The organism is Ruegeria sp. HKCCA4812 (assembly GCF_013034245.1).
GTDB lineage: Bacteria > Pseudomonadota > Alphaproteobacteria > Rhodobacterales > Rhodobacteraceae > Ruegeria.
In genome coordinates this window covers 31,938-56,009 of the sequence record NZ_WQFQ01000011.1, presented here as the reverse complement: position 1 = coordinate 56,009, position 24,072 = coordinate 31,938, and the positions used below count along the sequence as shown (strand labels likewise).

General features: G+C 60.7%; 19 protein-coding genes. 12 read left to right on the top strand and 7 right to left on the bottom strand.

The genetic code is table 11. The features are described from left to right. Positions 1-4: 4 nt before the first annotated feature. Complete coding sequence (locus GOW04_RS20340) at positions 5-1,489, bottom strand: NAD(P)/FAD-dependent oxidoreductase (RefSeq protein ID WP_254430217.1); 1,485 nt, start codon at positions 1,487-1,489, stop codon at positions 5-7. A 672-nt stretch (positions 1,490-2,161) separates the two neighbouring features. On the opposite strand from GOW04_RS20340, the gene rfbF reads away from it, so the two are divergent. The 6 genes from rfbF to GOW04_RS20310 all read left to right on the top strand — a co-directional run bounded on the left by rfbF (position 2,162) and on the right by GOW04_RS20310 (position 8,662). Then, the gene (rfbF, locus tag GOW04_RS20335) at positions 2,162-2,935 is read left to right on the top strand and encodes a glucose-1-phosphate cytidylyltransferase (RefSeq protein WP_171233823.1); all 774 of its coding nucleotides are present in this window, start codon (positions 2,162-2,164) and stop codon (positions 2,933-2,935) included. Continuing rightward, positions 2,932-4,002, top strand: coding sequence for an NAD(P)-dependent oxidoreductase (locus tag GOW04_RS20330; protein ID WP_171233822.1), 1,071 nt, complete (start codon positions 2,932-2,934; stop codon positions 4,000-4,002). Before rfbF ends, GOW04_RS20330 begins: the two co-directional genes overlap by 4 nt. Then, positions 3,999-5,231, top strand: coding sequence for a class I SAM-dependent methyltransferase (locus GOW04_RS20325; RefSeq protein WP_171233821.1), 1,233 nt, complete (start codon positions 3,999-4,001; stop codon positions 5,229-5,231). The genes GOW04_RS20330 and GOW04_RS20325 overlap by 4 nt, the downstream gene beginning before the upstream one ends. Next, positions 5,231-6,109 (top strand): NAD(P)-dependent oxidoreductase, encoded by an 879-nt coding sequence (locus tag GOW04_RS20320; protein WP_171233820.1) that lies wholly within the window; start codon positions 5,231-5,233, stop codon positions 6,107-6,109. Before GOW04_RS20325 ends, GOW04_RS20320 begins: the two co-directional genes overlap by 1 nt. Next, a complete protein-coding gene (locus GOW04_RS20315) occupies positions 6,106-6,507 on the top strand; it encodes a GtrA family protein (RefSeq protein WP_170347032.1) in 402 nt (133 codons plus the stop codon). Before GOW04_RS20320 ends, GOW04_RS20315 begins: the two co-directional genes overlap by 4 nt. 118 nt (positions 6,508-6,625) lie before the next feature. Continuing rightward, positions 6,626-8,662 (top strand): B12-binding domain-containing radical SAM protein, encoded by a 2,037-nt coding sequence (locus GOW04_RS20310; protein WP_171233819.1) that lies wholly within the window; start codon positions 6,626-6,628, stop codon positions 8,660-8,662. Positions 8,663-8,681: 19 nt separating this feature from the next. On the opposite strand, the gene GOW04_RS20305 is transcribed toward GOW04_RS20310, so the two are convergent. Further along, complete coding sequence (locus GOW04_RS20305) at positions 8,682-10,724, bottom strand: hypothetical protein (RefSeq protein WP_171233818.1); 2,043 nt, start codon at positions 10,722-10,724, stop codon at positions 8,682-8,684. Continuing rightward, positions 10,721-11,728, bottom strand: coding sequence for a glycosyltransferase (locus GOW04_RS20300; RefSeq protein WP_171233817.1), 1,008 nt, complete (start codon positions 11,726-11,728; stop codon positions 10,721-10,723). The genes GOW04_RS20305 and GOW04_RS20300 overlap by 4 nt, the downstream gene beginning before the upstream one ends. A 222-nt stretch (positions 11,729-11,950) precedes the next feature. Here GOW04_RS20300 and GOW04_RS20295 point away from each other — a divergent pair, with 222 nt between their 5' ends. Both GOW04_RS20295 and GOW04_RS20290 read left to right on the top strand, forming a co-directional pair. Continuing rightward, positions 11,951-13,456 carry a PepSY domain-containing protein gene (locus GOW04_RS20295; protein ID WP_171233816.1) on the top strand — a complete coding sequence of 502 codons (1,506 nt, stop codon included), beginning with the start codon at positions 11,951-11,953 and terminating at the stop codon, positions 13,454-13,456. Continuing rightward, positions 13,450-14,634 carry a glycosyltransferase family 4 protein gene (locus GOW04_RS20290; RefSeq protein WP_171233815.1) on the top strand — a complete coding sequence of 395 codons (1,185 nt, stop codon included), beginning with the start codon at positions 13,450-13,452 and terminating at the stop codon, positions 14,632-14,634. The genes GOW04_RS20295 and GOW04_RS20290 overlap by 7 nt, the downstream gene beginning before the upstream one ends. Positions 14,635-14,641: 7 nt before the next feature. Here GOW04_RS20290 and GOW04_RS20285 read toward each other — a convergent pair whose 3' ends face one another. Together GOW04_RS20285 and GOW04_RS20280 are read right to left on the bottom strand one after the other, a co-directional pair. Beyond that, positions 14,642-15,889: a glycosyltransferase gene (locus GOW04_RS20285; RefSeq protein WP_171233814.1), complete on the bottom strand. Its 1,248-nt coding sequence runs from the start codon at positions 15,887-15,889 to the stop codon at positions 14,642-14,644. A gap of 21 nt (positions 15,890-15,910) precedes the next feature. Further along, the gene (locus GOW04_RS20280; protein ID WP_171233813.1) at positions 15,911-17,347 is read right to left on the bottom strand and encodes a lipopolysaccharide biosynthesis protein; all 1,437 of its coding nucleotides are present in this window, start codon (positions 17,345-17,347) and stop codon (positions 15,911-15,913) included. A 307-nt stretch (positions 17,348-17,654) separates the two neighbouring features. Here GOW04_RS20280 and GOW04_RS20275 point away from each other — a divergent pair, with 307 nt between their 5' ends. Genes GOW04_RS20275 through GOW04_RS20260 form a run of 4 tightly spaced genes read left to right on the top strand, consistent with a single transcriptional unit; the run spans position 17,655 to position 21,746 of the window. Next, positions 17,655-18,581 carry a glycosyltransferase family 2 protein gene (locus GOW04_RS20275; protein WP_171120566.1) on the top strand — a complete coding sequence of 309 codons (927 nt, stop codon included), beginning with the start codon at positions 17,655-17,657 and terminating at the stop codon, positions 18,579-18,581. Positions 18,582-18,594: 13 nt separating this feature from the next. After that, positions 18,595-19,557, top strand: coding sequence for a lysylphosphatidylglycerol synthase transmembrane domain-containing protein (locus GOW04_RS20270; RefSeq protein WP_171233812.1), 963 nt, complete (start codon positions 18,595-18,597; stop codon positions 19,555-19,557). After that, positions 19,554-20,993 (top strand): FAD-dependent oxidoreductase, encoded by a 1,440-nt coding sequence (locus GOW04_RS20265; protein ID WP_171233811.1) that lies wholly within the window; start codon positions 19,554-19,556, stop codon positions 20,991-20,993. The genes GOW04_RS20270 and GOW04_RS20265 overlap by 4 nt, the downstream gene beginning before the upstream one ends. 3 nt (positions 20,994-20,996) lie before the next feature. Further along, positions 20,997-21,746 carry a polysaccharide deacetylase family protein gene (locus GOW04_RS20260; protein WP_171233810.1) on the top strand — a complete coding sequence of 250 codons (750 nt, stop codon included), beginning with the start codon at positions 20,997-20,999 and terminating at the stop codon, positions 21,744-21,746. Between the two features lie 3 nt (positions 21,747-21,749). Here the strand turns inward: GOW04_RS20260 and GOW04_RS22320 are convergent, their stop codons facing one another. Together GOW04_RS22320 and GOW04_RS20250 are read right to left on the bottom strand one after the other, a co-directional pair. Continuing rightward, positions 21,750-23,291: a GMC oxidoreductase gene (locus GOW04_RS22320; RefSeq protein WP_171233809.1), complete on the bottom strand. Its 1,542-nt coding sequence runs from the start codon at positions 23,289-23,291 to the stop codon at positions 21,750-21,752. Continuing rightward, positions 23,288-24,067, bottom strand: a complete 780-nt coding sequence (locus GOW04_RS20250) for a methyltransferase domain-containing protein (RefSeq protein ID WP_171120556.1) — start codon at positions 24,065-24,067, stop codon at positions 23,288-23,290. The genes GOW04_RS22320 and GOW04_RS20250 overlap by 4 nt, the downstream gene beginning before the upstream one ends. Positions 24,068-24,072 lie beyond the last annotated feature (5 nt).

The following is a 24,072-nucleotide window of genomic DNA, read 5'->3' as shown; positions in this document are numbered from 1 at the left end:
TTCCTCAGAGAGCCGTGCTTTTGCGGACGGCGGATTGCGGGGCCGCCTTCTTCTTGGGCTTAGCTTCAAACTCTTCGTGATAAGAGCGCTCAACATTGACATCCCAGACGTCATGATCCTCGCCCAGAATATTGCGCGCGGCGTACATCGCCGACAGCATGGAATGATCCTGGTTGTTGTAGCGGTGCAGACCATTGCGACCCACGGTCTGGAAGTTTTCCAGCGTCTTCAGCCAGCCGCTGACTGTGTCCAGGGCGTCCTTGTATTCACTGTCATAGACCGGATAGGCCTTGGGCTGCCGGATAACCGCGTGGTCGATGACATCGCTGGCCTTGGCCAGACCCAGCTTTTCAAGCTCTTCACTGGCGAGATGCCTGAGATCCTCGTCACTTGACGACCACAACCCGTCACCTTTCTGGCAGAAATACTCCATCCCGATCGATGCGGTGTTCTGATCTGGCAGCATTTCCGCGGACCAGGCGCGAAAATTCTGGATGCGCCCCACCTTCACCTGCGGGCTGTGGATGTAGATCCAGTTGTCCGGGAACGGGTCCGCGTGATCCAGGATCAGGGTCACGATCAGGAAATCACGATACCGCAGACGGTCTGCCGCCTCGACGACCTCGGGCGGTGGCGGCGGATCAAAAGCATGGATCAGATCACGAACGGCCATCGAATTGACGAACTCTTCGCCCTCCACCCGCTCGGTGTGTTTTTCGCCATCTTCAGTCCAGTGGCGCACATCGATCGACGTGACGCGATTGCCATCACGGTTCACCTGGATCACTTCGGAATGGGTTTCGACCGATCCGCCTTTTTCCCGGATCAAGTCACGGGTCTTTTCCCACATCATGCCGGGGCCCAGGCGGGGATACTGGAATTCCTCGATCAGGCTGGCGGTGTCATTGGCCCCGGAAATCGCGTTCCAGACCGCCTTGGGCAAAGACAGGTTCTTGATCCGCTGCGCGGCCCAGTCGGCGCGGATTTCGGACGGCGGAATACCCCAGACCTTCTTGGTGTAGCTGTGGAAGAAATGCATATAAAGCCGCCCGCCAAAGCGATTGACGACCCAGTCTTCGAACGTGTCTTCCTGCTGGCGTGGACGAATCTTCCATTTGATGAAGCTGCCGATGATCTTGTAGGTCTCGTAGGGGCCGATATTGCCAAGGGCGTTGAAGATACGCAGCGGGTAATCGTAGAATTTGTTGCGGTAGAAGATGCGGCTCAGGCGTTGCACGGTGATGAAATCACCCCCCATCACCTCGTGCCACATATCCTCGACTTCGCGCACCTTGGTGAAAAACCGATGCCCGCCAATGTCGAAGCGATACCCTTTGTGCGTTTCGGTTCGCGAGATGCCACCAACCATGTCCGAGGCCTCGAACACCCGGGGAACATGTGTGTCGCTCAGTTTCTGAAGTTCATAGGCTGCTGTCAGCCCTGCTGGACCACCACCAATGACGACAACGGGAACAATATCTTTTTTCAAATGACTAACACCCATACCAAAACACTGACCTAAAGCTACAAGAGGTTATCCGAGATTCACAACAAAATCCTGTCAGTCCCCGAAACGGGGCTCCTGCGCCTTTAGCTCCACCCCTTCCGCGCAGAAAAATCAACCATTCCGTTTGACGAACCGCACTTGCGCCCTTCTGTGCAAATCGATGACAGGCTCAAACCGGGTCGCCTGTGCCGAAAGCCGGTTTGGGCTTTGCGAAACCGACGGTCTTTCACACCTCCCGAAACAGCACGCGCTTTCCACAATGCCCTGAAAAATAATGATGTTTGCTGACTGGCACAGCCAGCCGAAACTCCCCGCCCGGAAGCGAAACATAGATTGGATACACACACCTCTTGCAAGGCGCCTGACCTGAACCATGACCGCTTTTTTCAGGCTGCGTCTGTGATGTCCTTCACTGTATCAACGAACCGAAAAGGCGCATCAACAATGCTGTGACTTTTCTCGCATTGTGTATGGTTGAGCGCCAGAGCAACAGGAAATTCAGCGCCTCATGACTCGTCCTCTCGTGAATCTTGACAGGATGGCGGCGCTGCCATCCTACTGCGTGTGAATGTTTGCAAAGGCCCGGATACATCAGGTCCGGGTTCAAACGAGTGAATTGGTAGCCAGTCTCGTTGTTAACGAGGGAGCAATTTGATGAAATGCGTTATTCTGGCCGGTGGTTTGGGAACCCGGCTCAGCGAAGAAACCGTCAAGATTCCAAAACCCATGGTCGAGATCGGCGGCAAACCGATCATCTGGCATATCATGAAAATCTACGCGGCACACGGCATCACGGATTTCATCGTCTGCCTCGGCTACAAGGGTTACGTGATCAAGGAATACTTCGCGAATTTCTTTCTGCACAGTTCAGACGTCACGATCGATCTGGCCAATGGCGGGCTTGAGATTGCAAACAGCAAATCGGAACCGTGGCGCGTGACGCTGGTCGATACCGGAGAGGACAGCCAGACCGGGGGGCGGCTGCGCCGTGTCATGCATCTGCTCAAGGATGAAGAGGCCTTTTGCATGACCTATGGCGACGGGGTCGGGAATGTCGATATCAGTTCGCTGGTCGCGTTCCACAAAAGCCACGGCAAACGTGCCACGCTCACCGCAGTCGTGCCACCGGGGCGTTTCGGCGCGTTGGAGCTGGCCAGCGATCAGATCGAACGTTTTGCCGAAAAACCGGGCGGTGACGGTGGTTTTATCAATGGCGGGTTCTTCGTGCTGCATCCTTCGGTTGGTGATCTGTTGGACGGGGACGGCGCAATCTGGGAACGCGCTCCGCTTGAAACGCTGGCCGCAGACGGCGATCTGATGGCGTTTCGCCACAAGGGATTCTGGCAACCGATGGATACGCTGCGCGACCGCCGTCAACTCGAAGCCCGCTGGCAGGAAGGCAATGCTCCATGGAAGGTCTGGGAATGACGCTGGGTTCCGCTCCGAAAATCATCCTGCTTGGCAATCTGGGCTATATTGGTCCGGTCGTGGCAGCTGCCTTGCGGAAATCCTATCCCAACGCCAATCTGATCGGCCTTGATCCCGGGTTTTTCTCGGACCGGCTGACCACGCATGATGCGTGGCCCGAGCGGGTTCTGAACCAGCAGATCATCGCGGATATTCGCGATATCGATGCGTCACTGTTCCAGGGTGCGGATGCGGTTGTTGCACTGGCGGCCATCTCGAACGACCCGATGGGTGCCCGGTTCGAAACAGTCACCACGGAAATCAATCAGGATGCCATCGTGCAGGCCGCTCATCTGGCCGCCGAAGCCGGGGTGTCGCGCTTTGTCTTCGCCTCCAGCTGTTCGGTCTATGGTTTCGCCGAAGGCGATGCCAGATCCGAGGACGCGCCCCTGAACCCGCTGACCGCCTATGCCCGCAGCAAAATCGGGACCGAGCGCGCGCTGGCGGCCATGGACACGCCGGGGATGCTGCGTACAGCGCTGCGTTTCGCCACCGCCTGCGGGCCGTCACCCCGGCTGCGGCTGGATCTGGTGCTGAACGATTTTGCCGCCTGTGCGGTCACCGCTGGCAAGATCACGGTGCTGAGCGACGGCAGCCCGTGGCGGCCGCTGATCGACGTGCGCGACATGGCCCGAGCCATCGACTGGGCCATCACCCGGACCCAAGATGCCGGGGGGCAGTGGCTTGCGGTCAACGCTGGATCGGATGTGTGGAACTATCAGATCCGCGATCTGGCGCAGGCCGTAGCCGAAGCGGTCCCCGGGGCCAGCTACTCGATCAATCCCGATGCCTCGCCCGACAACCGGTCTTACAAGGTCGACTTTTCGCTCTACAAACAACTGGCACCCGAACATCAGCCGGTGCAGACGCTTGAAGGCACCATCCGGGATTTGTTGCAATTGCTGAACGATATCAACTTTGGCGATGCCGATTTCAGGTCATCTCCGTTGATGCGGCTGAAAGCGCTTGAAGAGCATATCCGCACAGGCACGCTGAGCGAGGATCTGCGCTGGAGGATGCCGCAATGACACACCCCGCTTGCCGGAGCTGTGGCGCAGCCCTGACCCAGACGCTGGTCGATCTGGGGCTTTCGCCGCTGGCCAATTCCTATGTCCCGCCCGAGCGCGCGGGCACGGCCTGTCCGCGCTATCCGCTGCATGCCTGGGTCTGCAACGACTGCTATCTGGTACAGGTCGAAGACGCCGTACCGGCGGATGAGATCTTCAATGCCGATTACGCCTATTTCTCGAGCTATTCGGACAGCTGGCTGGCCCATGCCAGGGCCTATGTCGAACAGATGGTCGACCGGCTTGATCTGGGACCGGATGATCTGGTGATCGAGATCGCCTCGAATGACGGGTATCTGTTGCAGTATTTCGTCGAGAAAGGCATCCCGGTTCTGGGGATCGAACCTTCGGGCAGCGTGGCGGCGGCAGCCGAAGAAAAAGGTGTGCGCACGCTGGTCGATTACTTCGGCGAGGCGCTGGCCCGCAAGGTGGCCGCGACCGAGAAACCTCCGGCGCTGATCGCATCGGCCAATGTGCTGGCGCATGTGCCTGACATCAACGATTTCGTTGCGGGCATCGCCACGCTTCTGACGGGTGATGCGGTTTATACGGTCGAGTTTCCGCACCTTCTGAACCTGATCAACGAAGTGCAGTTCGACACGATCTATCACGAACATTACTCCTATCTGTCGCTGCTGGCGGTCGAGAAGATCTTTGCCAAGGCGGGCCTGCGTGTCTTCGACGTCGAGGAACTGCCCACCCATGGCGGTTCGCTGCGGGTGTTCGCCTGCCTTGAGGGTGCCAGCCATCCCGAAGGGCCCGGTCTGGCCAAGGTCCGCGCGGATGAGGCTGCGGCGCAGTTCGACCGGCCTGAGGGCTATATGAATTTCACCATTCAGGTCGAAGCGCTGCGCGACGGATTGCTCGCCTTTCTGCGCGAAGCAAATGCCAGGGGGGACACCATTGCCGCCTATGGTGCCGCCGCCAAGGGCAACACGCTGCTGAACTATGCCGGGATCGGCCCCGACCTGATCTCTTACTGCGTTGATCGCAACCCGGCCAAGCAGAACACGCTGCTGCCCGGCAGTCATATCCCCGTGCACGGGGTCGAAGCCCTGCGCGAGACGCCGCCGGATTACGTGCTGATCCTGCCCTGGAACATCCGGGACGAGGTCACGGATCAACTGTCCGACCTGAAGGCGCACGGCACCCGCTTCGTGACAGCCGTGCCAGAGATCAGGATCAGCTGATGGCACGGGTTCTGCTGACGGGCGCAACCGGATTGATCGGGCGCGCGACAGCCACGGCTCTGACAGAGGCGGGCCACGAGGTGGTGACGCTGGGCCGCAACCCGGCAAGCGACATCCCCTGCGATCTGCTGGACCCCGGCGCCACCACGACAGCCCTTGAAACAGCCCGTGCCAGCCATCTGGTGCATCTGGCCTGGCATGACGGCGCGCGCGACCGCTGGACTTCTGGGGCCAATCTGGACTGGATGGCCGCCACCCTGCATCTGGTGCGGGCGTTTGCACGCAAAGGAGGCCAGCGCGCGGTCTGCGCCGGAAGCTGCGCCGAATATGACTGGTCGGTACCGGAGCTGATCGAAACCAGCCCCCTGCGCCCCCGCACCCTTTATGGGGCGGCCAAGGCCGGGGCCGGTCTGGCACTGTGCGCGGGCCAGCAGACGCTTGGCCTGTCCCTGGCATGGGCCCGCATCTTTTTTGTCTACGGGCCGGATGAACCGCCGGGGCGACTGTTCGGCGATCTGATGTCAAACCTCGGGGCGGGACGGCCGGTTGATTGCACCGATGGGCGGCAGGAGCGGGATTTCCTGCATGTCGATGATCTTGCCCGCGCCTTGTTGCACGTGCTGGAAAGCGATCTGACCGGCCCGGTCAATGTCGCCAGCGGTACGGCGACCCCGGTTCGAGACCTGATTGCAGAGGTGGCGAACCAGATGCACCGGCCCGATCTGATCCGCCTGGGCACCATCGCCCGCGCAGCGGACGATCCGCCCCGGCTGGCGGCGGACGTGACCCGGTTGCGGGACGAGACCGGTTTTATGCCACAATATGATATTGCTTCCGGAGTCGCCCGGTGTCTTCGGTCAAGGGAGGAGGCCGTATGAAATCTTCATCTTTTCTACGCAAGCAATCCTTCATGCTTTTTGCCCTGGTCGGCATCGTGAATACGGCCTTCGGGTATGCGGTTTTCTCGGTTCTGAGCCTGTCGGGGCTGCCCGCACAGGCGGCTCTTGCGATCTCGTTCGTGATCGGCGTGTTGTGGAATTTCATGACCCACGCCCGGATCGTATTCGACACCAAAGGGTTCAGGAAATTGCCCTTCTACCTGCTGGCATATGTCATGGTTTACGTTTTCAACGCCTTTTCGCTCGAAGCTCTTCTGAGCACGGGACTGCATCCGATCCTTGCGCAGGGCCTGCTGGTTCTGCCCGCGGCCGTTCTGGCATTCATCCTTGTTTCCCGGGCGCTGACCGATCGCTTCCCGTGGCAGCAGGAGGTCTGATATAATGCCTAAAAACTACAGACATAAACACTTTCGATCCGTAACCGGTCCATCTGATATATAGTAGGATATGGACTGTTAAATGTATTTGGTACCAGTGCTGGAAGGATAATCGTCAATGCGTCTTTATCTTGCTGATCTTGGACATAACCTCGTTACTGCCACGTCGGACACCTACCCATTGGGCGTTGGAAATCTTGCGACCTATGCCCAGGCTCATGCAAAAAGCCCGACACCGATCGAGGTCGCGATCTTTCGTGATCCGCAGGAATTCAAAGCGGCCGTCGACACAGCTCCGCCCGATGTGGTCGGTTTTTCCAGCTATTCCTGGAACCACCATCTGGCCCTGTCCTTTGCCGACTACGTCAAGGCGGTCAATCCCAACAGCCTGACCCTGATGGGCGGCCCCAACTTCCCGCTGACCGAAGAAGAGCAGGACAGCTGGATCCGGACCATGCCGCAGATCGACATGCATGTGCGCGGCCCCACCTATGAGGGCGAGCGCGCGTTCCTCAGCACGCTGCAACGGTTCATCGATGTCGGCGCCCGACGCGAAGGCATGTGGGAAGAGGCCGTCGATGGCGCGCTTTACGTGCACCCCGAAACCGGAGAGATCCTGCGCGGGGCCGAGCCCCCCCGCATCCGCGATCTGGATGAAATCCCCTCGCCCTATCTGGCCGGGCTGATGGACAAGTTCTTCGACACCGGCCTGTTTGCACTGATGCAACTGGCACGGGGCTGCCCGTTCACCTGCGCGTTCTGCAACTCGGCGGTCAAATCGAATTCGAAGGTGTTCCGCCATTCCTTTGAACGCACCAAGGCCGATCTGGATTACATCGTCGCCCGCATCAACCATGCCAGCCCGCTCTGTTTCGCGGACGACAATTTCGGCATGTACGTGCAGGACGAAGAGGTGGCCGATTACCTGGGCCATCTGATGGAACGGTACGACTGGCCGAAATACATCCGAACAACCACGGGAAAGAACCGCGGCGACCGGATCATCAAGGTGATGCGCAAGGCCAAGGGCCGGTTGCCGATGACCTCGTCGGTTCAGTCTCTGAATCCGGAAGTTCTGAAGAACATCAAACGCGACAATATCAGCCTGGACACCTATGCCGAGGTACAGCAGGAGCTGCATTCAAAAGGCATGCAATCCTATGGCGAGCTGATCTTGTGCATGCCCGGTGAAACCCGGGAATCCTTCATGGATGCCGTCGATCAGCTGATCGAAACCGGCGTCAGCCGGGTCGCGGCGCACCAGTTGATGCTGCTGCACGGCGCACCGCTGGCCAACCCCGACAGCCGCGAGAAATTCGGCTTCAAAACGCTCCATCGCGTGGTTGCCCGATGCCTGGGCAAATATACCGGCCCAACCGTGGTCGAGACCGAGGAAATGGTGGTCCAGTCCGAGAATTTCTCGTTCCAGGATTATCTGGACACCCGTGTTTTCCATCTGCTGCTGACGATCTTCTATTACGAAGACAATTTCGAGGAAGCCTTCCGGCTGGCGCGGTCCCGTGGCATCCGGCCCTTCCTGATCGTCAAGCATATGCAGGACATTCTCGATCAGGCCCCCAAACCCTTCCGGGATGCGGTGGCCGGTTATCTGGAGGAAAACCAGCAGGAGCTGTTTGAAACCCGCGCCAATTGTGTCGCCTGGGCACAGGAAAATTATGATGATCTGATCAGCGGCGAATTGGGGGGCAATCTGCTCAGCAAATATTCGATGATTGGCCGGTTCATCGTGCTGGACGAAGCACTTGATTTCCTGAAACGGGCCATCAGCGACCTGCTGGACAAGGACGACCACGAAGCGCACGAGATGCTCGACACGATCATCAATTACTACAGCGCCGTGATGCTGCATGTGCCCTTCTCGGAAACCCTGGAACACGAACCCGTCTGGAGCTCGTCTTTCGATGTCGAGGCCTGGAGGAATTCGGGATATCAGGGCGTGCTGCAGGATTACCAGTTCGATGCCCCCCGCGAGTTCCAGACCCAGGTCGATCAAAGGGTGAAAACCACCTTGCTGTCACGGATCGAAACCTTTGGCGAACATGCCTCGGGGCTCGGCCGGTTTACCCGAACGATGTTCGCCAATGATTTCCGGCGCAACTTCGTGTCAGGCGAAAGCCAACACGCCGCCGAATAGGTCTGGCTTTGGGCTGGGCCTATTCGCTATCCCCCAGATAGACAACGTCGCGGCCCGGGAAGGCCGCGATGATGTCTGCGTTCTGCTCGGGGCCCATATCACGTAGGAAAATCGGTTTGCCCTCGGGCAGGAACGGGTCGTTGAGATAGAGTGCAGACCCGATATCGCCCTGTGTCGAAACAAAGACCAGAGCGTTTCCAAGCCCGGCAGCCTGCCGCCGTATGTCACCGGTATAGCCACCATACCCATTGTATTTCGACACCCCCCGCCATGGGGTGAAGCTGACAACAGACACCGCACACAGCAATAGGATGACGCAGTGCAGGCGGCCACGATGCCGTTCGGGCAGCCGGTCCCGGACGGTCTCGATCCCGGCCGCCGCCAAAGCCAGCGCCGGCAACAAAGCCGTATGCCAGTAGCGCGGCCCAAGATAGAACGTGCCCGTAAACCAGTAAAAAAACAGGGCCCCCACAAGGATCGCGAACACCACCAGCATGGCCCGGTCGAACCCGGTCAGCTTTCTGCCCCATATGAACGCAATCCAAACCGGAACCAGGGACCCGAATGTCCAGCCCAGAAGTTCGTAATTGAGCGCGGCAAAACCATTGATCAGATTCAGCAGACCCTCGGCCGGACTGTGCCCGACCCAGATGTCGAGCGCGCCCCAGCTCTCGGCCGGTGGCCCTACATTGGGACCAAACCCATAGGCATTCTGCGTGTCGGGCCATAACCGGCTCAGGTAATCCGCTTGCGGGGTCAGCAGCGCGTCTCCGGTGATCATCAGGTTGAGCAGCAAAAAGACCCCACCCGACAGAACACCGCCCAAGGCGCAGGCGATCACCTGTCCGATCCCCCCCGGCAGGCGCCGCAGCAACCACAGGCCGGTCAAAACGCTTATGATCAACCCATCAAGCTGTCGGGTAACAAAGGCCCAGCCCAAAGCCAGACCTGCAACAAGCGCAAGCATGACATCCCTGCGCGTTGACCCCTCTCCGGCTCTGAGCAGACACCACCATCCCAGCAGCACCATCACCAATGTCGTGGAATGTGCCATCAGCGTGCCCCCGACGGCGAGCACCCAGGGCGACGTGGCCATCAGCAACGCCACCAGATCGGCCCGTTCGCGACTGACGGCACGGCACACGATGCCATGCGCCAGCCAGACAGAGATCCCGGTCAGCACGGGGTTGACCAGCCAGGGCACCCCGGCCAGCACGCCCAGGCTCAGAACGATAGCCCAACCCTGCGCCGGCACGCCGATCCACTGATCGCCGCGAATGTCGAACAGATAATATTCCAATGCGGGCTGCGCCGCTGCGGGGGGGGCCGGGCTTCCGAGGACGCCCGCAGCAAAGGTACGCGCCTGAAACAGATACGCCACCTCATCCTCGACATGAGGCACGCGGTCGAACGCCGCCCAGGCCAGAGCCGCGCTGGCCAGCGTTGCAAAGACCGCCAGGGCCGGAACCGGGATGCGGGGTGCCCGGTCAGGCCCGGCAACTGTGAAAACGGCGACCAGTGTCGCCATCTGCACAAGGTTCAGCGCACCGCCGATCCCGATCTGCAAACCGAAGGCCAGATAGTACCCATAGGCCACGTACGGCGTCGCGGAAACGCAAAAGGCCGCAGCCAGCCCCAGCAAAAGGATCAGCCGCCACCGTCCTGCTTCTGCCATCAGGCCCGTTATGGCCGCCCTTCCCTGCGGTCGTACAAGCACAAAGCCCGTCAACACCGCCTGCCCCGCCAGTATCGCCAGCATGATCAGGTTTTCAGGAGGGTTTGCGGAAATCTCGAGCCGCGGAAACCAAAGGGGCTGGGTCAACCACAACCGGGCCGCACTGCCCAAAAGCAGCGCCGCGCCAAGCAAGCCAAAAAGAAACTGGCCACGCTGCCGGAAAACACCCCCCACAAGCAACGCAGCAATCACCACGGCCCCATACCAAAGGCGCAGTTCCGCCAATGTGGCATTGCTGCCCGGCAGGTCCGCAGCCCAGGCCGAGCTGCCGCATAAGGCCATCGCCCCGGCAAAGAGCCACATCACCCGACCTGAGCGCATTTTCATGCCAAGTGCTCGTCTTTGACAATCGCCGGGTCCCGTGCAGGACCTTCGATATTGATGCGTTCCTGTTCAGTGACGATCGGACCGCCCCGCACCTGATTGTGGATCGAGGTTATGTATTCCCCCAACATGCCGATAAACAGCATCTGGATGCCTGACAGGAAAAACAGCGCGACGATGATTGTCGTGGTTCCCCGTGGAGCCAAATCCGGATTGAAGAAATAGAACACCACTGAAATGAGGGAAAACAGAATACAGCTGATGGCAATCACCAGACCACTCAGCGTGCAGAACCGCATGGGGGCACGTGTGAAAGAGAAGATCGCATTCAGCGCCTGATCGGTCAGCGCCATCAGATTGTGCTTGGAAACACCCCTTTTGCGGGCCCGCCACACATATGGAACGATGATGCGGCGAAACCCGCAACTGGCGATGATGCCGCGGATATAGGGGTAGTGGTCGTTATGCGACAGCACCGCATTGAGCACTTTGCGGTCAATAAGCTGGAACTCACCCACTGAGGGCTCCAGCCAGACATCGGACAGCCGGTTGACGATCGTATAGAAGATGCCGCGCGCCGCGCGCATCACAAGCCCCTCTTCGCGGGTGGTGCGGGCACCGGCCACCACATCGTAACCGCTTTCCCATAGCTGCACGAATTCCGGGATCATGTCCGGCGGGTCCTGAAGATCCACCGGCAGGATGACGACCACGGCATCCCCTTCGGCATAACGCAACCCGTTGAAGGCGGATCGGAACACTCCAAAGTTGCGGGCGTTTACGACAACTTTCACATTCTGATCTTTTTCAGCGATCTCTCGCAGGATCTCGACAGTCCGGTCAGAGGATGCATTGTCGACAAAGATATGCTCGCACCTGTAGCCTGGCAGCTTTTCCTCAAAAATCGCTTTTACGGTTTCATAGCAATTCGCCACATTGTCTTCTTCGTTGTAGCAGGGCGAAACAATGGAAATTGTTTTGTGATTTTGTTCTAAATCTGAAGACACCAATTACCCAACCTCCAAGTTGGAAACGATTGTATCACCCGGTGCTGCATCGGATTCGCACATCGCCCAAAGTACAGGAATATTTTGCAATAACGTGCGCGCACCGCCACATCTTTTGCCGATTTCACGCATTCACAACAGTCAGTTTTCTCCGACCCCTTGTTTCTTGAACATCAGTTTCATTTAGTGTGCCGGTAATTTTATCAGTTGTCAGCGTTCCAGATGAACCGAACCTTTCGAAACCGGCTATTTTCCCTGCACACCTGGCTGGGATTGCACCTGTCCATCTTCTTTACCTTCATGTTCCTGACGGGGGCAGTGCTTGTCATCGGCATCGAAGTTGAATCCATTGCCCGGCCAGAAATCTGGACCACCATTGCCAAAGAAGATCGGACGGCCAGTTTTGCGGAAATCCATGACGGCATTAAAACCGCCCATCCCGAAAGCGCTGTGTTCGTCATCGAGAAATACCCTGCCCCGTGGTTCGCAGATCGCACTTTCGGACGAACCGGCTGGGGCGAAAACATCAGCTTCTGGACTGACCCGGCAACCGGAGCAGTCGTTTACGAAACGAGAGATGGCGGGTTTCGCGACATCCTGCGCGATCTGCATGATACGTTTCTGACCACCAAACGCCCCATCTTCATTCTGATCTCGGCAACATCCGTTCTGCTTCTGTATCAGATCGTCAGCGGGCTGATTACCTATCGGCGTTTCTGGAAAGGGTTTTTCCGCTGGCCCAAACGCTCGGGAGGGTTCAGATCCTGGGCCGGGGCCACGCACCGCCTGACGGCCCTCTGGGCCGCGCCGCTTCTGATCCTGATTGCAATCACCAGCTTCTATTTCATGCTTGGCGGCCTGGGGATCGAAGGGACGACACCGAAACCTCAACCCGCTGCCGCCCGTGACACCGCCCTGCCTGCGGGTTTCAGCTCGGGCACCATAGAACAAGCCGAGGCAAGCGCCCTTGCCGCCATGCCCGGCCTGGAGCCGCTTGTCATGGTGCTGCCGGGCGACCCATCCGGCGCCATTGAATTTGCCGGCCCTCTGACCGGTTTTGCAGAAATGATCGGATGGGGCAGCGTTTCGGTTGATCCGGTGACATTCGAGATTCTGGGCGCCTTCACACCGAATGACGCCGGTGGCCTCGCCCGTTGGAAAACACTGATGAACACGCTGCATTACGGCACCTGGGGTGGTGCGCTCTCATTGGGTCTCTGGGTTCTGTCAGGCTTCGTGGCCACCGGCGTTGCCCTGACGGGCGCCTTGGTCTTTGCGGGCCGGCTGGCTCCTGAGGCTACACAATACGGCCCGCTCCGGCGCATCTGGCGCGGATTGGGGTTGTCCCGCTGGATCTATCTGTTGATCGTTCTGGGCATTCTGCTGACCGCATATCAGCGCTTTGGGCCGGGCAGCTACCCGAGAGCTGGGGTCTTCCCGACCGACGCACCTGCTGCGGTGGCCTATCTGATCCTGCCCGCACCTCTGCGCCGCGATACCCCGCTTGATGTCGAAATGCTGATTGGGGAACCCGGCATCACCGCGGCGTCCATAGCAATAGATGGGGGGGCAGAACAGCCCGTCGAACTGGTACGGAACGGTGAAAAGGCGCAGGCATCTTTTCGCATCACCCCCAATGACACGGCCAACCAGATCACAGCACGCCTGACAAAACCCGATGGCGCTGAAAAAACCGTCACATTCCGACTGGGGCAACCGATATGGTAAACGAAACAACACTTCCTCTGACGAATGAGAAGGCTTTTCAGGAACGGCTCAGCATCCTGCAAATGTGCTCGTTTTTCACATTCGGAGGCGGCATTCAGCGCCACATTACCGATCTGGGCGGGTCCCTGATGGCGCATGGGCACAAGGTGATCAAGGCTGGCGCGCCCGGAGAGCTTGGCGAGACCGCGGATGGCAGTGTCTTTGTACCTTTGCAGCTTGACCGGGTCAGCGACCACAGTGCGAATGGCAAACTCAACCCGGCCCTCAGAATGTACTGGCTGGTACGCTCGGCCCTGACCCTGCGGCGGGCGCTCAAGGCACATAAGGTCGATGTCATCCATGCCCATGAAACTGCCCCGCTTCTGACAGCCCGTCTGGCCAGTCTGGGGATGGGGATCCCCATTGTGATGACCTATCACGGCTCGTCGCCCGACCGTCTCAATGCGGTGGCCCGCGCTTGCCGGCAGCAAGCCGATCTGGCGATCTGCCCCAGCGAAACCGTCATGCAATCCCTGCTGGAACGCCAGGTCGACCCCGGCAAGGCGCGGGTGATGCTTTTGGGGGTACGTCCCAACCCGCCCGCCGATCCGGCCGCCGCGGCGGCCCTGCGGCGTGAACTGTTGGGCGAAGATGGCACACATCTGGTTCTGTCCTTGTCCCGTCTGGATCACCAGAAGGGCCTCGACGCGATGATCGAAGTGGCCCGGCGTGTGCGGCGGGATCTGCCCGGTCTGCGGATCGTCGTCGGGGGCGAAGGCGTGCTGCGCGGCCAGGTCGAGGCCTGGGCCGAACAGGCCGACGTTTCCGACATCATCCGTTTCCCCGGAGTGATCTCGGATGTCGCCACCTATCTTGCGGCCTCTGATCTTTATATGCTGACCTCCCGGTGGGAGGCCCTGCCGATTTCAATTGTCGAGGCGTTCCGCGCCGGGCTGCCGGTGATCGCCACCGATTGCGGCGGTGTGCGTGAATTGGTGGATGGCGATGTCGGGCGCCTGTGTGCGGTCGATGATCTTGATGCCCTGTCTCAGGCGCTGCGGGATCTTTGCAGCGACCGCGCCGAATATGACCGGCTAAGCGCCAATGCCACGGCCCGCGGTGCAGAAGACAGGTTTTCGCCAGCCCATGTGCATAGCGGGTTTGAAAAGCTGTATCGGCAACTGGCCGGGCGGGGATAACCCCCGGTCAGTCCGCCGCGCCGTTCTCAAAAGCACCAGCTTCCAAGGCATGGGCCAGATCGGCCCGCCCTGCGCGATGCGCTGCCTGCGCAAAAGCCGCGCCGAACCGGCCCAATACCTGATCTTCGCGCCAGAGCGTCTCAAACCCGTGCCGCGCCGCTGCCGCCATCTGATCCCGCGCGGTGCCTCCGTCCTGAAAACGGCGCATGGCTGCGATCAGATCATCTTCGGTTTCGAACAGTTCCCCGCCCCCTGCCCGCTCGACGATCTCGGGGAACGGACCCAGCCGCCGGGCGATCACCGGCGTGCCCAGCCGGAAGCTTTCGATCAGGATGATGCCGAAGGTTTCATAACAGACCGAGGGCACGATCAGCCCCAGTGCGCCACGATAGTAAGCGTTCAACTCGTCCGGCGTCTTGCGGCCCAGGAATTTGATCCGGTCATTGCCTGCGGCCTGTGCCTTCAGCTCATCCGCATAGTCACCATCACCCAGGATCAGCAGATCCGCGTCGGGATAGCGGTCAAAGGCCGGGAAGACATCCTGCAACCCCTTGATCTTTTCCAACCGCCCGACAAACAGGAAATAGGGGCGTTCCTGCGCCGCCGGTTCCGGCAGGGCGCTCTGATCCAGGTCGGGCAGGAAATAGGGCAGCACCTGCATGTCCTGCCGCAGGCCGAATTCACGATGTTTGGCGCGGCTGAATTCGCTTTTGGCGATGATCAGATCCATGTGATCCAGCGCCCGGTCCAGCGCACCGGTATAGCGCCAGAGCTGCGGCGGACGCTTGTGCTGCAACACGCAGCGCAGGCACTGGCGGTCATCGCACAGCTCGCGCCCATGTCGCCACAGCACATGGGTCGGGCAGACCAGCCAGTGCTCATGCGCTTCATAGACTTTCAACCCCTCGCCCATCGGCAACAGGCCCGGCCCGCCGATCAGGGATGTGTTGTTGTGCCAGATGATATCCGGCTTCCGCTCGGCCAGTATCTCGCGAATGCGGGCGGCGTGCACAACCGGGCGGCCCAGCTGCTGGGTCAGCAGGTTCGACATCATGCCGTTGCGGCTGCGCAGGCCGATCCGCCGCACGCCGTCGGGGTCGCCCTCGGGCTGGGGCTTGCCGCCCAGGATCAGATAGCTGTCTTCGTCATGCACCACCGTCACGTCATGCCCGCGCGCCACAAGCGCCCGCGCCATGCGCTGAATGCCGATGGCGTCACCGCCAAAGGAATAGGGGGGATAAAATGTGGTGAACATCAAAATACGTAACGATTTCATCTATCTCTCAATTCCTTGAGTGTCAGCCGCAGGCAGGTGCCCGCCTTGCGGCCCAAGCATCGAAACCAGCAGGCGCAGCCTGTCCCGCTGGAACAGAAAAGCCAGCAAACCATAGGCCAGAACACCCGTCACCGTACCGGCAAGTAAAAGCAAAGCCGGGGACAGGCCGTCCAGTTGCCACATGACCCCCTGCACTGCCGCCACCATCCCCCCTGACAGCAGAAGCGGCACAAGATGCTGCCGCATCAAAGCCGGCCCGGACAGCCCGGCAATATGCCCCAGATTGGCAAATTTGAGCGGCCAGACCAGCAGAAAGACAGCCACAAAACCGGCTGTGACGACCGGCAACCCATACGGGGCCAGCACCACAATCACCCCCGCCGCCAGCGCCACCTCGACCCAGGACAGAACCGCCAGACGACCGGGCTGACCGGCCGCCAGACAAAAGGTCTGCTGCACCTTTTCGGCACACAGATACATGCCAAACACCGACATCAGGCTCAGGACCGGAGCCGCCGGAGCCCATTTCAGACCGAACAGCAGCACCAGCGCCGGTTCCGACAGAACCGCCAGCCCGGCAAAGGCCGGAAAGGCCAGAAACCCGGTCAGGCGCATGACGTCGATCAGCAAATCCGTCGCCGGACCACCATCGCGCGCCGCCGCACCAAAGGCAGGCTGCGCCACGGTGCGCAGCGGTGTGATAATCAGGAACGAGGCGGTCTCGATCACGCGCCAGGCGATTGCATAATACCCCGCCGGAACCGGCCCCAGCATCGCGCCGATGATCACCGCAGGCGATTGCACCGCAGCCAGTTCGGCCGCGCGCAGGCCCAGAATCCGGTGACTGAAATGCAAGACCCTGCGCATGTGATCCCGTGACGCATGGAATGCCGGGCGCCAGGAGACCGCCCCCCAGGCCATCACAATATTGGTGGCCGTCATCGCCAGCCGCTGGCCGACCAGGCTCCAGACCCCGTATCCCGCCAGCGCCATGCCAATGCCCACGACCCCTCCGACCGCCGCACCAAGCGCTGCACGGATGGCCAGAACACGGAACCGCATTTCCCGGCGCAGGATCGCAACCGGCACCGCCGTCAGTGAAATCATCAGCACCGTTGGGGACAATCCGATCAACAATTCGCGCGCAACCGGCTCATTGTAGAAATATGAGACCGGCCCCGCCCCCAGATACAGCGCAACCGTCAACATACCCCCCAGCAGCGCCAACAACCAGAAAACCGAGTTCAACCGCTCTGGTGACAGCGCCTCATGGGTCAGCAGAATGTCGGAAATCGTTTCGCGCACCAGGAATTCGGAAAACAGCACAAAGGCTGCAACCATCGCCAGAAGACCAAAGGCCTCGACCCCTAAAATACGGGCAAGAATGGCAAAAATGATGAAATTGAACGCCTGCTCGACCCAGATACCGGCCGACATCCAGGCAACTCCGCTGCTGAAACTCTGCCGCCCTGACACCCGTTTCCTTCCTGTTGCCCGAACCCCGCCAAGTGCCGATGGACACATGGCTCAAACACTCACACCTGTTGCGCACAGTATGCGCAATTGCAAACTTGACGCCTTAACGGTCGAATTTGGTCAAATTTATTGTCTATGTTCAGTCTGTACGTGTTCGAATACTATACGCAATACAGGGAATTATGCCCGTCATGTTCCAGGCGCCACGCAATTCTTGCAGCGGGGGCTGGGGCAGGGATTATTGAGTGAATAAAAGGTTTTCATTTTCATGAACAAAGTCGCAGAGCCGATGGAGACGAACAGCACCACACCCGAAGAGCTGATCGCATCGGAAACCGCCGGCATGAGCCTGAGCGTGGTCATCCCCGCCTATAACGAGGAAAACGCCGTCCGCCACACGGTCGAGGACGTGCGCACCCATCTGGAGCCGCTGGGCATTCCCTACGAAATCATCGTGGTGGACGATGCCAGCCAGGACAACACCCGCGCCGAGGCCGAGGCCAGCGGTGCCACCGTCACCTTCAACGATGTCAATTCCGGCTATGGCGCCAGCCTCAAGCGCGGGGTGCGAATGGCGCAGCATGAATATGTGGCCATTCTGGATGCCGACAGCACCTATCCCGCGCGCTATCTGCCCGGAATGCTGGCCATGTGCCGCGATCAGGACATGGTCGTGGGCGACCGGGGCGCGGCGATGAAGAACGTGCCGCTGCTGCGCCGTCCGGCCAAGAAATTCCTGTTCGCCTTTGCCTCGTTCCTGGCCGAGCGCAAGATCAACGATCTGAATTCCGGCCTGCGGGTGTTTCGCAAATCCGAGCTGATCCCGTTCCTGCCGCTCTTGCCACAGAATTTCTCGTTCACCACCACGATCACGCTGTGCATGACCTCGAACGGCAAGCGGATGATCTATACGCCGATTGAATACGGCAAGCGGGTGGGCAAATCGAAAATCCGGCCGATCGACTTTCTGAACTTCATCATCCTGATCCTGCGCATCAGCACGCTGTTCAATCCGCTGCGGGTGTTCATTCCGCTGGGGCTGGCGTTTTTCACGCTGGGCACGGTGAAGTTCATTATCGATATGTTCTACTGGAACCTCAGCGAAACGGCGGTGTTCTCGTTCCTGGCCGCAATCATGATCTGGTCGCTGGGGCTGATCGCCGACATGATCTCGCGGCTGCATCTCAGACCGTGACATGAGCGGCGGTATGCTTTCCGACCCAAATCAACGGCGCTGGCTGATCCGGGTGGCCGGGTCGGCTCTGGTGCTGGCAATCCTGTTCTGGATTCTGCCGGCCGATGCAATCGTAACAGCGCTGAGGGCGATCCCGATCTGGGTTTTCCTGTCTGTGTTCGTTCTGTTCCTGTTGGCCCATGTTGGCGCGGCCCTGAAATGGTGGCTGCTGCTGAACCGGGGGCTTTCGCCCCTGCTGGCCATCCGGGCGCATTTTGCCGGGCTGGCTGCCAACCTGTGCCTGCCCGGTGCAATTGGCGGCGATACGGTGCGGGCCGGTCTGGCGCAGGCGGCGATGAAAGACGGCGCGCAGGTTGTTGCGGGCGCAACCGTTGACCGGCTGATCGACATGGTGGCGCTGCTGACCCTGTCCTGTCTGGGCCTGGTCCTGACATGGGAAAGCGCGGCGGGCGGGCATATGATCTGGCCAGTGGCGCTGATCCTGCTGGCCGCGCTGGCGGGTATGGTCGCCTTGCCGCGCCTGCTGCCCCTGCCCTGGCGCTATGTCCCGTCCCTGCCCGGCAAGGGGTTTGCCCATCGTCTGGCCGATGCACTGGCCGGGATGGGCCGCAAACCCGGCACGCTGGCAGTCGCTTTCATCGCATCTGTGCTGATCCAGTTGCTGCTGGTCCTGCTGGCCTGGTGGCTGGCCCTGGCGGCGGGTGTCGATGTGGCCGCCGGACCATGGATCTTCGCCTGGCCGCTGGCCAAGATCATCGCCGTGCTGCCCGTGTCTTTGAACGGGCTGGGCCTGCGCGAGGCCACATTGGCCGGTTTCCTGGCCCCCTTCGGCGCCAGTGCCCCGGCTGTCGTGGCCGCCGGGCTGGTCTGGCAGGTTGTGTTGTTTACAGCGGGCGGGTTTGGCGCGCTGGTTCTGACCATGTCCGGAATGCGGTTCAGCGCCCCGGCAAATTCCCAAAAGGAAGAGTGCAAGTGACGGATGTTTCCCGACCCAATGGCGGCGACACGCCTGAAATCATCATTCTGGGCGCCGGGCCGGCCGGTCTGGCCGCAGCCCATGCCCTGACCGGGCAGGCGAAAGTGACCGTGATCGAACGCGCGCCCAGTGCCGGGGGCAATTCGGCCTCATTCCCGATTGAGGGCGTGATCTGTGATTACGGCTCGCACAGGTTTCATCCGGCGGCAGAGCCCGAGGTTCTGGCCGATGTGAAAGCGCTGCTGGGCGACGATCTGCTGCTGCGCCCGCGCCACGGGCGCATCCGGCTGGGCGGCAAATGGATTCACTTTCCGCTGAAACTGACCGACGCGCTGATGCGCCTGCCCAAACCCTTTGCCGCGTCGCTGATCGGCGACATGGTGCTGAAACCCTTCCGCAAGAAAAGCGAAGGCCCCGAGACGTTCTCGACCGTGCTGTATGACGGGCTGGGGCCGACGATTTCGGACAATTTCTATTTCCCATACGTGCGCAAGCTGTGGGGGCTGGATCCGGACAAGCTGGCGGTGAAACTGGCCGAACGTCGGGTGGGCAGCGGCTCGGTCGGCAAGATCCTGATGAAGATGCTGCGCCTGCTGCCGGGGCTGCGCAGCGAAACGGCGGGTCGGTTCTTTTATCCGCGCAAGGGGTTCGGGCAGATCTCGGACGCGATGCGCAACAGTGCCGAGGCCAATGGCGCCACCTTCCTGTTCAATACCGAAATCACCGCCATCGAACGGGACGGCAATCGCATCACCGGGTTGACGATCCGCGACGAAGCGGGCGAGCGGCACTTGACCGGCGATCTGATCCTGTCGACCATCCCGCTGACCGGGCTGACGCGCCTGATCGGCGACCCTCCGGCAGAGGTGGTCGAGGCCGCCCGCGCCATCCGCTTCCGCGGCATGATCCTGCTGTATCTGGTGCTGGAGACCGACCAGTTCACCGAGTTCGATGCCCATTATTTCCCGGAACTGTCGATCCCGATCAGCCGCATGTCGGAGCCCAAGAACTATAACGCCAGTGGCGCGCCAAAGGGCGTCACCGTTCTGTGCGCCGAACTGCCCTGCGACCCGGATGAAAAATGGTGGTCCATGTCCGACGAGGACCTGGGGCAGGAATTCACCAAATGGCTGGGGCAACTGGGCCTGCCCGTCACCGTGCCGGTGCGCCGCTGCGAAACCCGGCGGCTGAGCCATGCCTATCCGGTCTACGATGTGGGCTATGAAGACCGGTTCGATACGGTTGATCAGTGGCTCTCAGATCTGGACGGATTGCTCGTATTTGGACGGCAGGGCCTGTTCGCCCACGACAACACGCACCACGCCTTTGCCATGGCCTATGGCGCGGCGGATTGCATCGACGACAAGGGCAATGTCGACCGCGCGAAATGGAACAGCTATCGTGAGGTCTTTGCCACCCATGTGGTGGAAGACTGACCCATGCCCGCCTGGCAGGCCGATATCCTGATGTATCATTCGATCTCGGACGCGCCGGGACCAACCTCGATCGCGCCCGACATCTTTGCGGCACAGATGCGGGCGCTGGCGGCGTCCGGCCTGCCGGTGGTGACGCCGGACGCGCTGGCCAACCCGCCTGCCCCCCGTGTGGTCATCATCAGCTTCGATGACGGGTTCCAGGATTTCGCCGATACCGCCTGGCCGATCCTGCGCGAACATGGCTTCTGCCCGATCGTCTATCTGCCCTCGGGCCTGATGGGTGGCACCGACATCTGGGCCGGGGGCAATATCCCGCCCCGCCCGCTGATGGATTGGGACAGGGTCAAGGCGCTGGCAGCGGAAGGGGTCAGCTTCGGGGCGCATAGTGTCAGCCATCCCGATCTGTCGACGCTGGATGCAGAGACCTTGGAGGAAGAAGTCACCGGATCCGGTCAGGATATTGCCGCCCGGCTTGGTCAACCCGTCCGGCATTTCGCCCCGCCCTATGGCGCGTCGAACCCGAGTGTACGCGCACAGATTGCCCGGCACTACGATACCTCGGTCGGCACCCGTCTGGGCGTAGCCGGGCCAGGGGATGACATCCACGACCTGCCGCGGCTCGAGATGTTCTATTTCACCGACATCGCCCGCTGGCAGGCACATCTGGCCGGGCGGGGCGGCCCCTATTTGGCGGCCCGCAAACTGATGCGCGGCGTGCGAAGCGGGCTGAGCAGGGTGCTGCCCATCAACTGAATGTCAGGCTTCGGGTGCAAGCGTTCCGATCCGGTGGGCATTCGCCATCACACTGAATGTAATTGTCGTCGCCGGGATGGTCGGCAGGACAGAGGCATCAACGACGTGAATGCGCGTCGCACCATACGGGCGCCCCAGCACATCGCTTTCACCCGGGCCCGGGTCATCCGACATCGGCAGATCACCTCCGACATGAAAACTGGCCCCCGGCGCCCCGAACCGCGCTGCAAAAGACAAGCTGGTCAGACCAAGCCCCCGCAAGGCCCGGCCATAGCGCGCAAGCGCTGCCCGCATTGTCTCGGCGGTTGCGGGATTTTCGTTCAGTTCCGGGCGTAGCCGCCCATCCTCTGCCAGACGCAAGGCTATTTCATGCGAATGATCGGAATGCAGGAAAACCTGCGCCACGATCAGACGTCGGGCCAGCGCCTCAAGCAGCGGCCCGCTGCCGGGTATCCGGCGGCCATAGTTCTGTTTCAGATCGCGGGCATAGTATTCATTCCAGGTATAGATCTGCGCGTGAACCAGTTGCCGCGACACGGTCGGGTCATCCAGTTCGGCAAAAAGCTGCGGCAGCGTCTGATAGGGCAAAACATCGGGCCGCCTGGGTGCCCGCCAGCGGTGCAGCATCGGCAGAAAGGCCTGCTGGCTGTCTTTCAACACCAGCTCCTTGCCCCGCAAGCCGGGTGACGCCAACAGGATACGCGCGCTTTCCAGCACCCCGGCGGCCAGAAACACCCGGTTTCCGCGGACATCGCTGCCATCTGCCAAAGTGACGGCAACCTCGTCGCCTTCCTCGCGGACCTGCCGCACCACGTGATCCGCGCGGTAGGCAAAGCCTGGCTCTGCCTGCAACGCCATGCGGGTTTGTCTTGCAGACCAGATCAGCGACCACGGGCATCCGTGCAGACACAGCCCGCAGGTCTGACAGTCCGGCCCAACCGCCTGCCGCGCCAGACCGACATGCATCCCAGCCCCCTGCAATGCCTTCGCCTTCTGCCTGGAACGGGCCAGCAGCATCTTGGCCTGCGCGGTTGGTGGAACGGGTGTTCGGCCTGTCATATCGCAGGCGGGAAAGAGGTCTTGCAGCCCGTCCTGTTGCCCGGACACGGGCATTATATCCGCCACCGCCCTGTAATGTGGGGCAAGATCGTCGGTCGTTATGGGCCAGTCGTCGATATCCGCCTGCCGATACGGCAAGACCGCAGCGCCCCAGACATTGGACAGCCCGCCCGCCGCCCGCGACGCGCGCAAAGCAAACCAATCCGCCCCTTCCGCCAGTGTGCGCGCAGATGAGGCCAGCGCATAACCTGTTCCATAGCGCCACACCTCGCCTTCCGGGGCCTGAAACTGAGGCTCCATCCAGGCTGTACGCGCCTCGGCGCTCCAGTCTTCGGCGCGGGTTCGGGACATCTGCTGCACCCGGTCCGTGACCTCGGGTCCTGGTTCCACCCCGGCATCCAGCATCGTGACGCTTCGCCCCCGCGCCAGCAAGGCCCGGGCGACGGAAACCCCGGCAGGCCCGGACCCTATGACAAGATCGCTCACTGCGCCTTTACTGCCCGGACCAGAACCAGCATTTCATAGTTGGGATCATGGGTGGACAGTTCTTCGGGCGCAATTTCACTGGCCCCAAGGCCGTGCAGGTTGCAGATGCAGGTAAAGACATTGCCAACGGTCGACACCTCGACATTCTCTGCCGGGAAGACCGCCCGGAACAGGCGGCGCTTGGACTGGCTGGTGAAATGCCAGTATTCGCCCCAGTCATCCACGCCTTCGCGCCGCGCCACACGGGTCATCCCATGCGAGGTGCACAGCACCACACCACCGGGTTTCAGAATGCGTTCCAGCGTAGCAATCGCCTTGTCGACCTCAAAGATCATCTGAAGGGTCTGGGTGATGATGATGCAGTCGAAACTGTTGTCGGGAATATGCGGCGCATCGGTGATATCCGCCACGATGGTCGCTTGTGGATTGCCCTCGACATAGCTCAGTACATCCGCCTGCGTGACCCGGTCACCGCCGAATTTCTTCGTATAGGCCGGATCGCCGAATTCCAGAACCCGGCCACGGATGTCGTCGCTGTGGTTTTGCAGGAACTCTTCCATGTAATAGCGCTCGATGGTCAGCAGATCGCGGTCCTGGCCGAACACGGCACTGATCGGCGACAGCCGCCGCAGCCCGCCGAAATCCACCGACCCCACGGGGGTCGATTGCAGATTGTGCAGCCGCTGCTGTTTGCGGATCCATTTCCGCAGCCTTTCGGGCAGCAGCACAGTCGCGGTGTCGCGCACCAGCTTTTCAACTCTTTGTCCCGGTGTCATCGTGA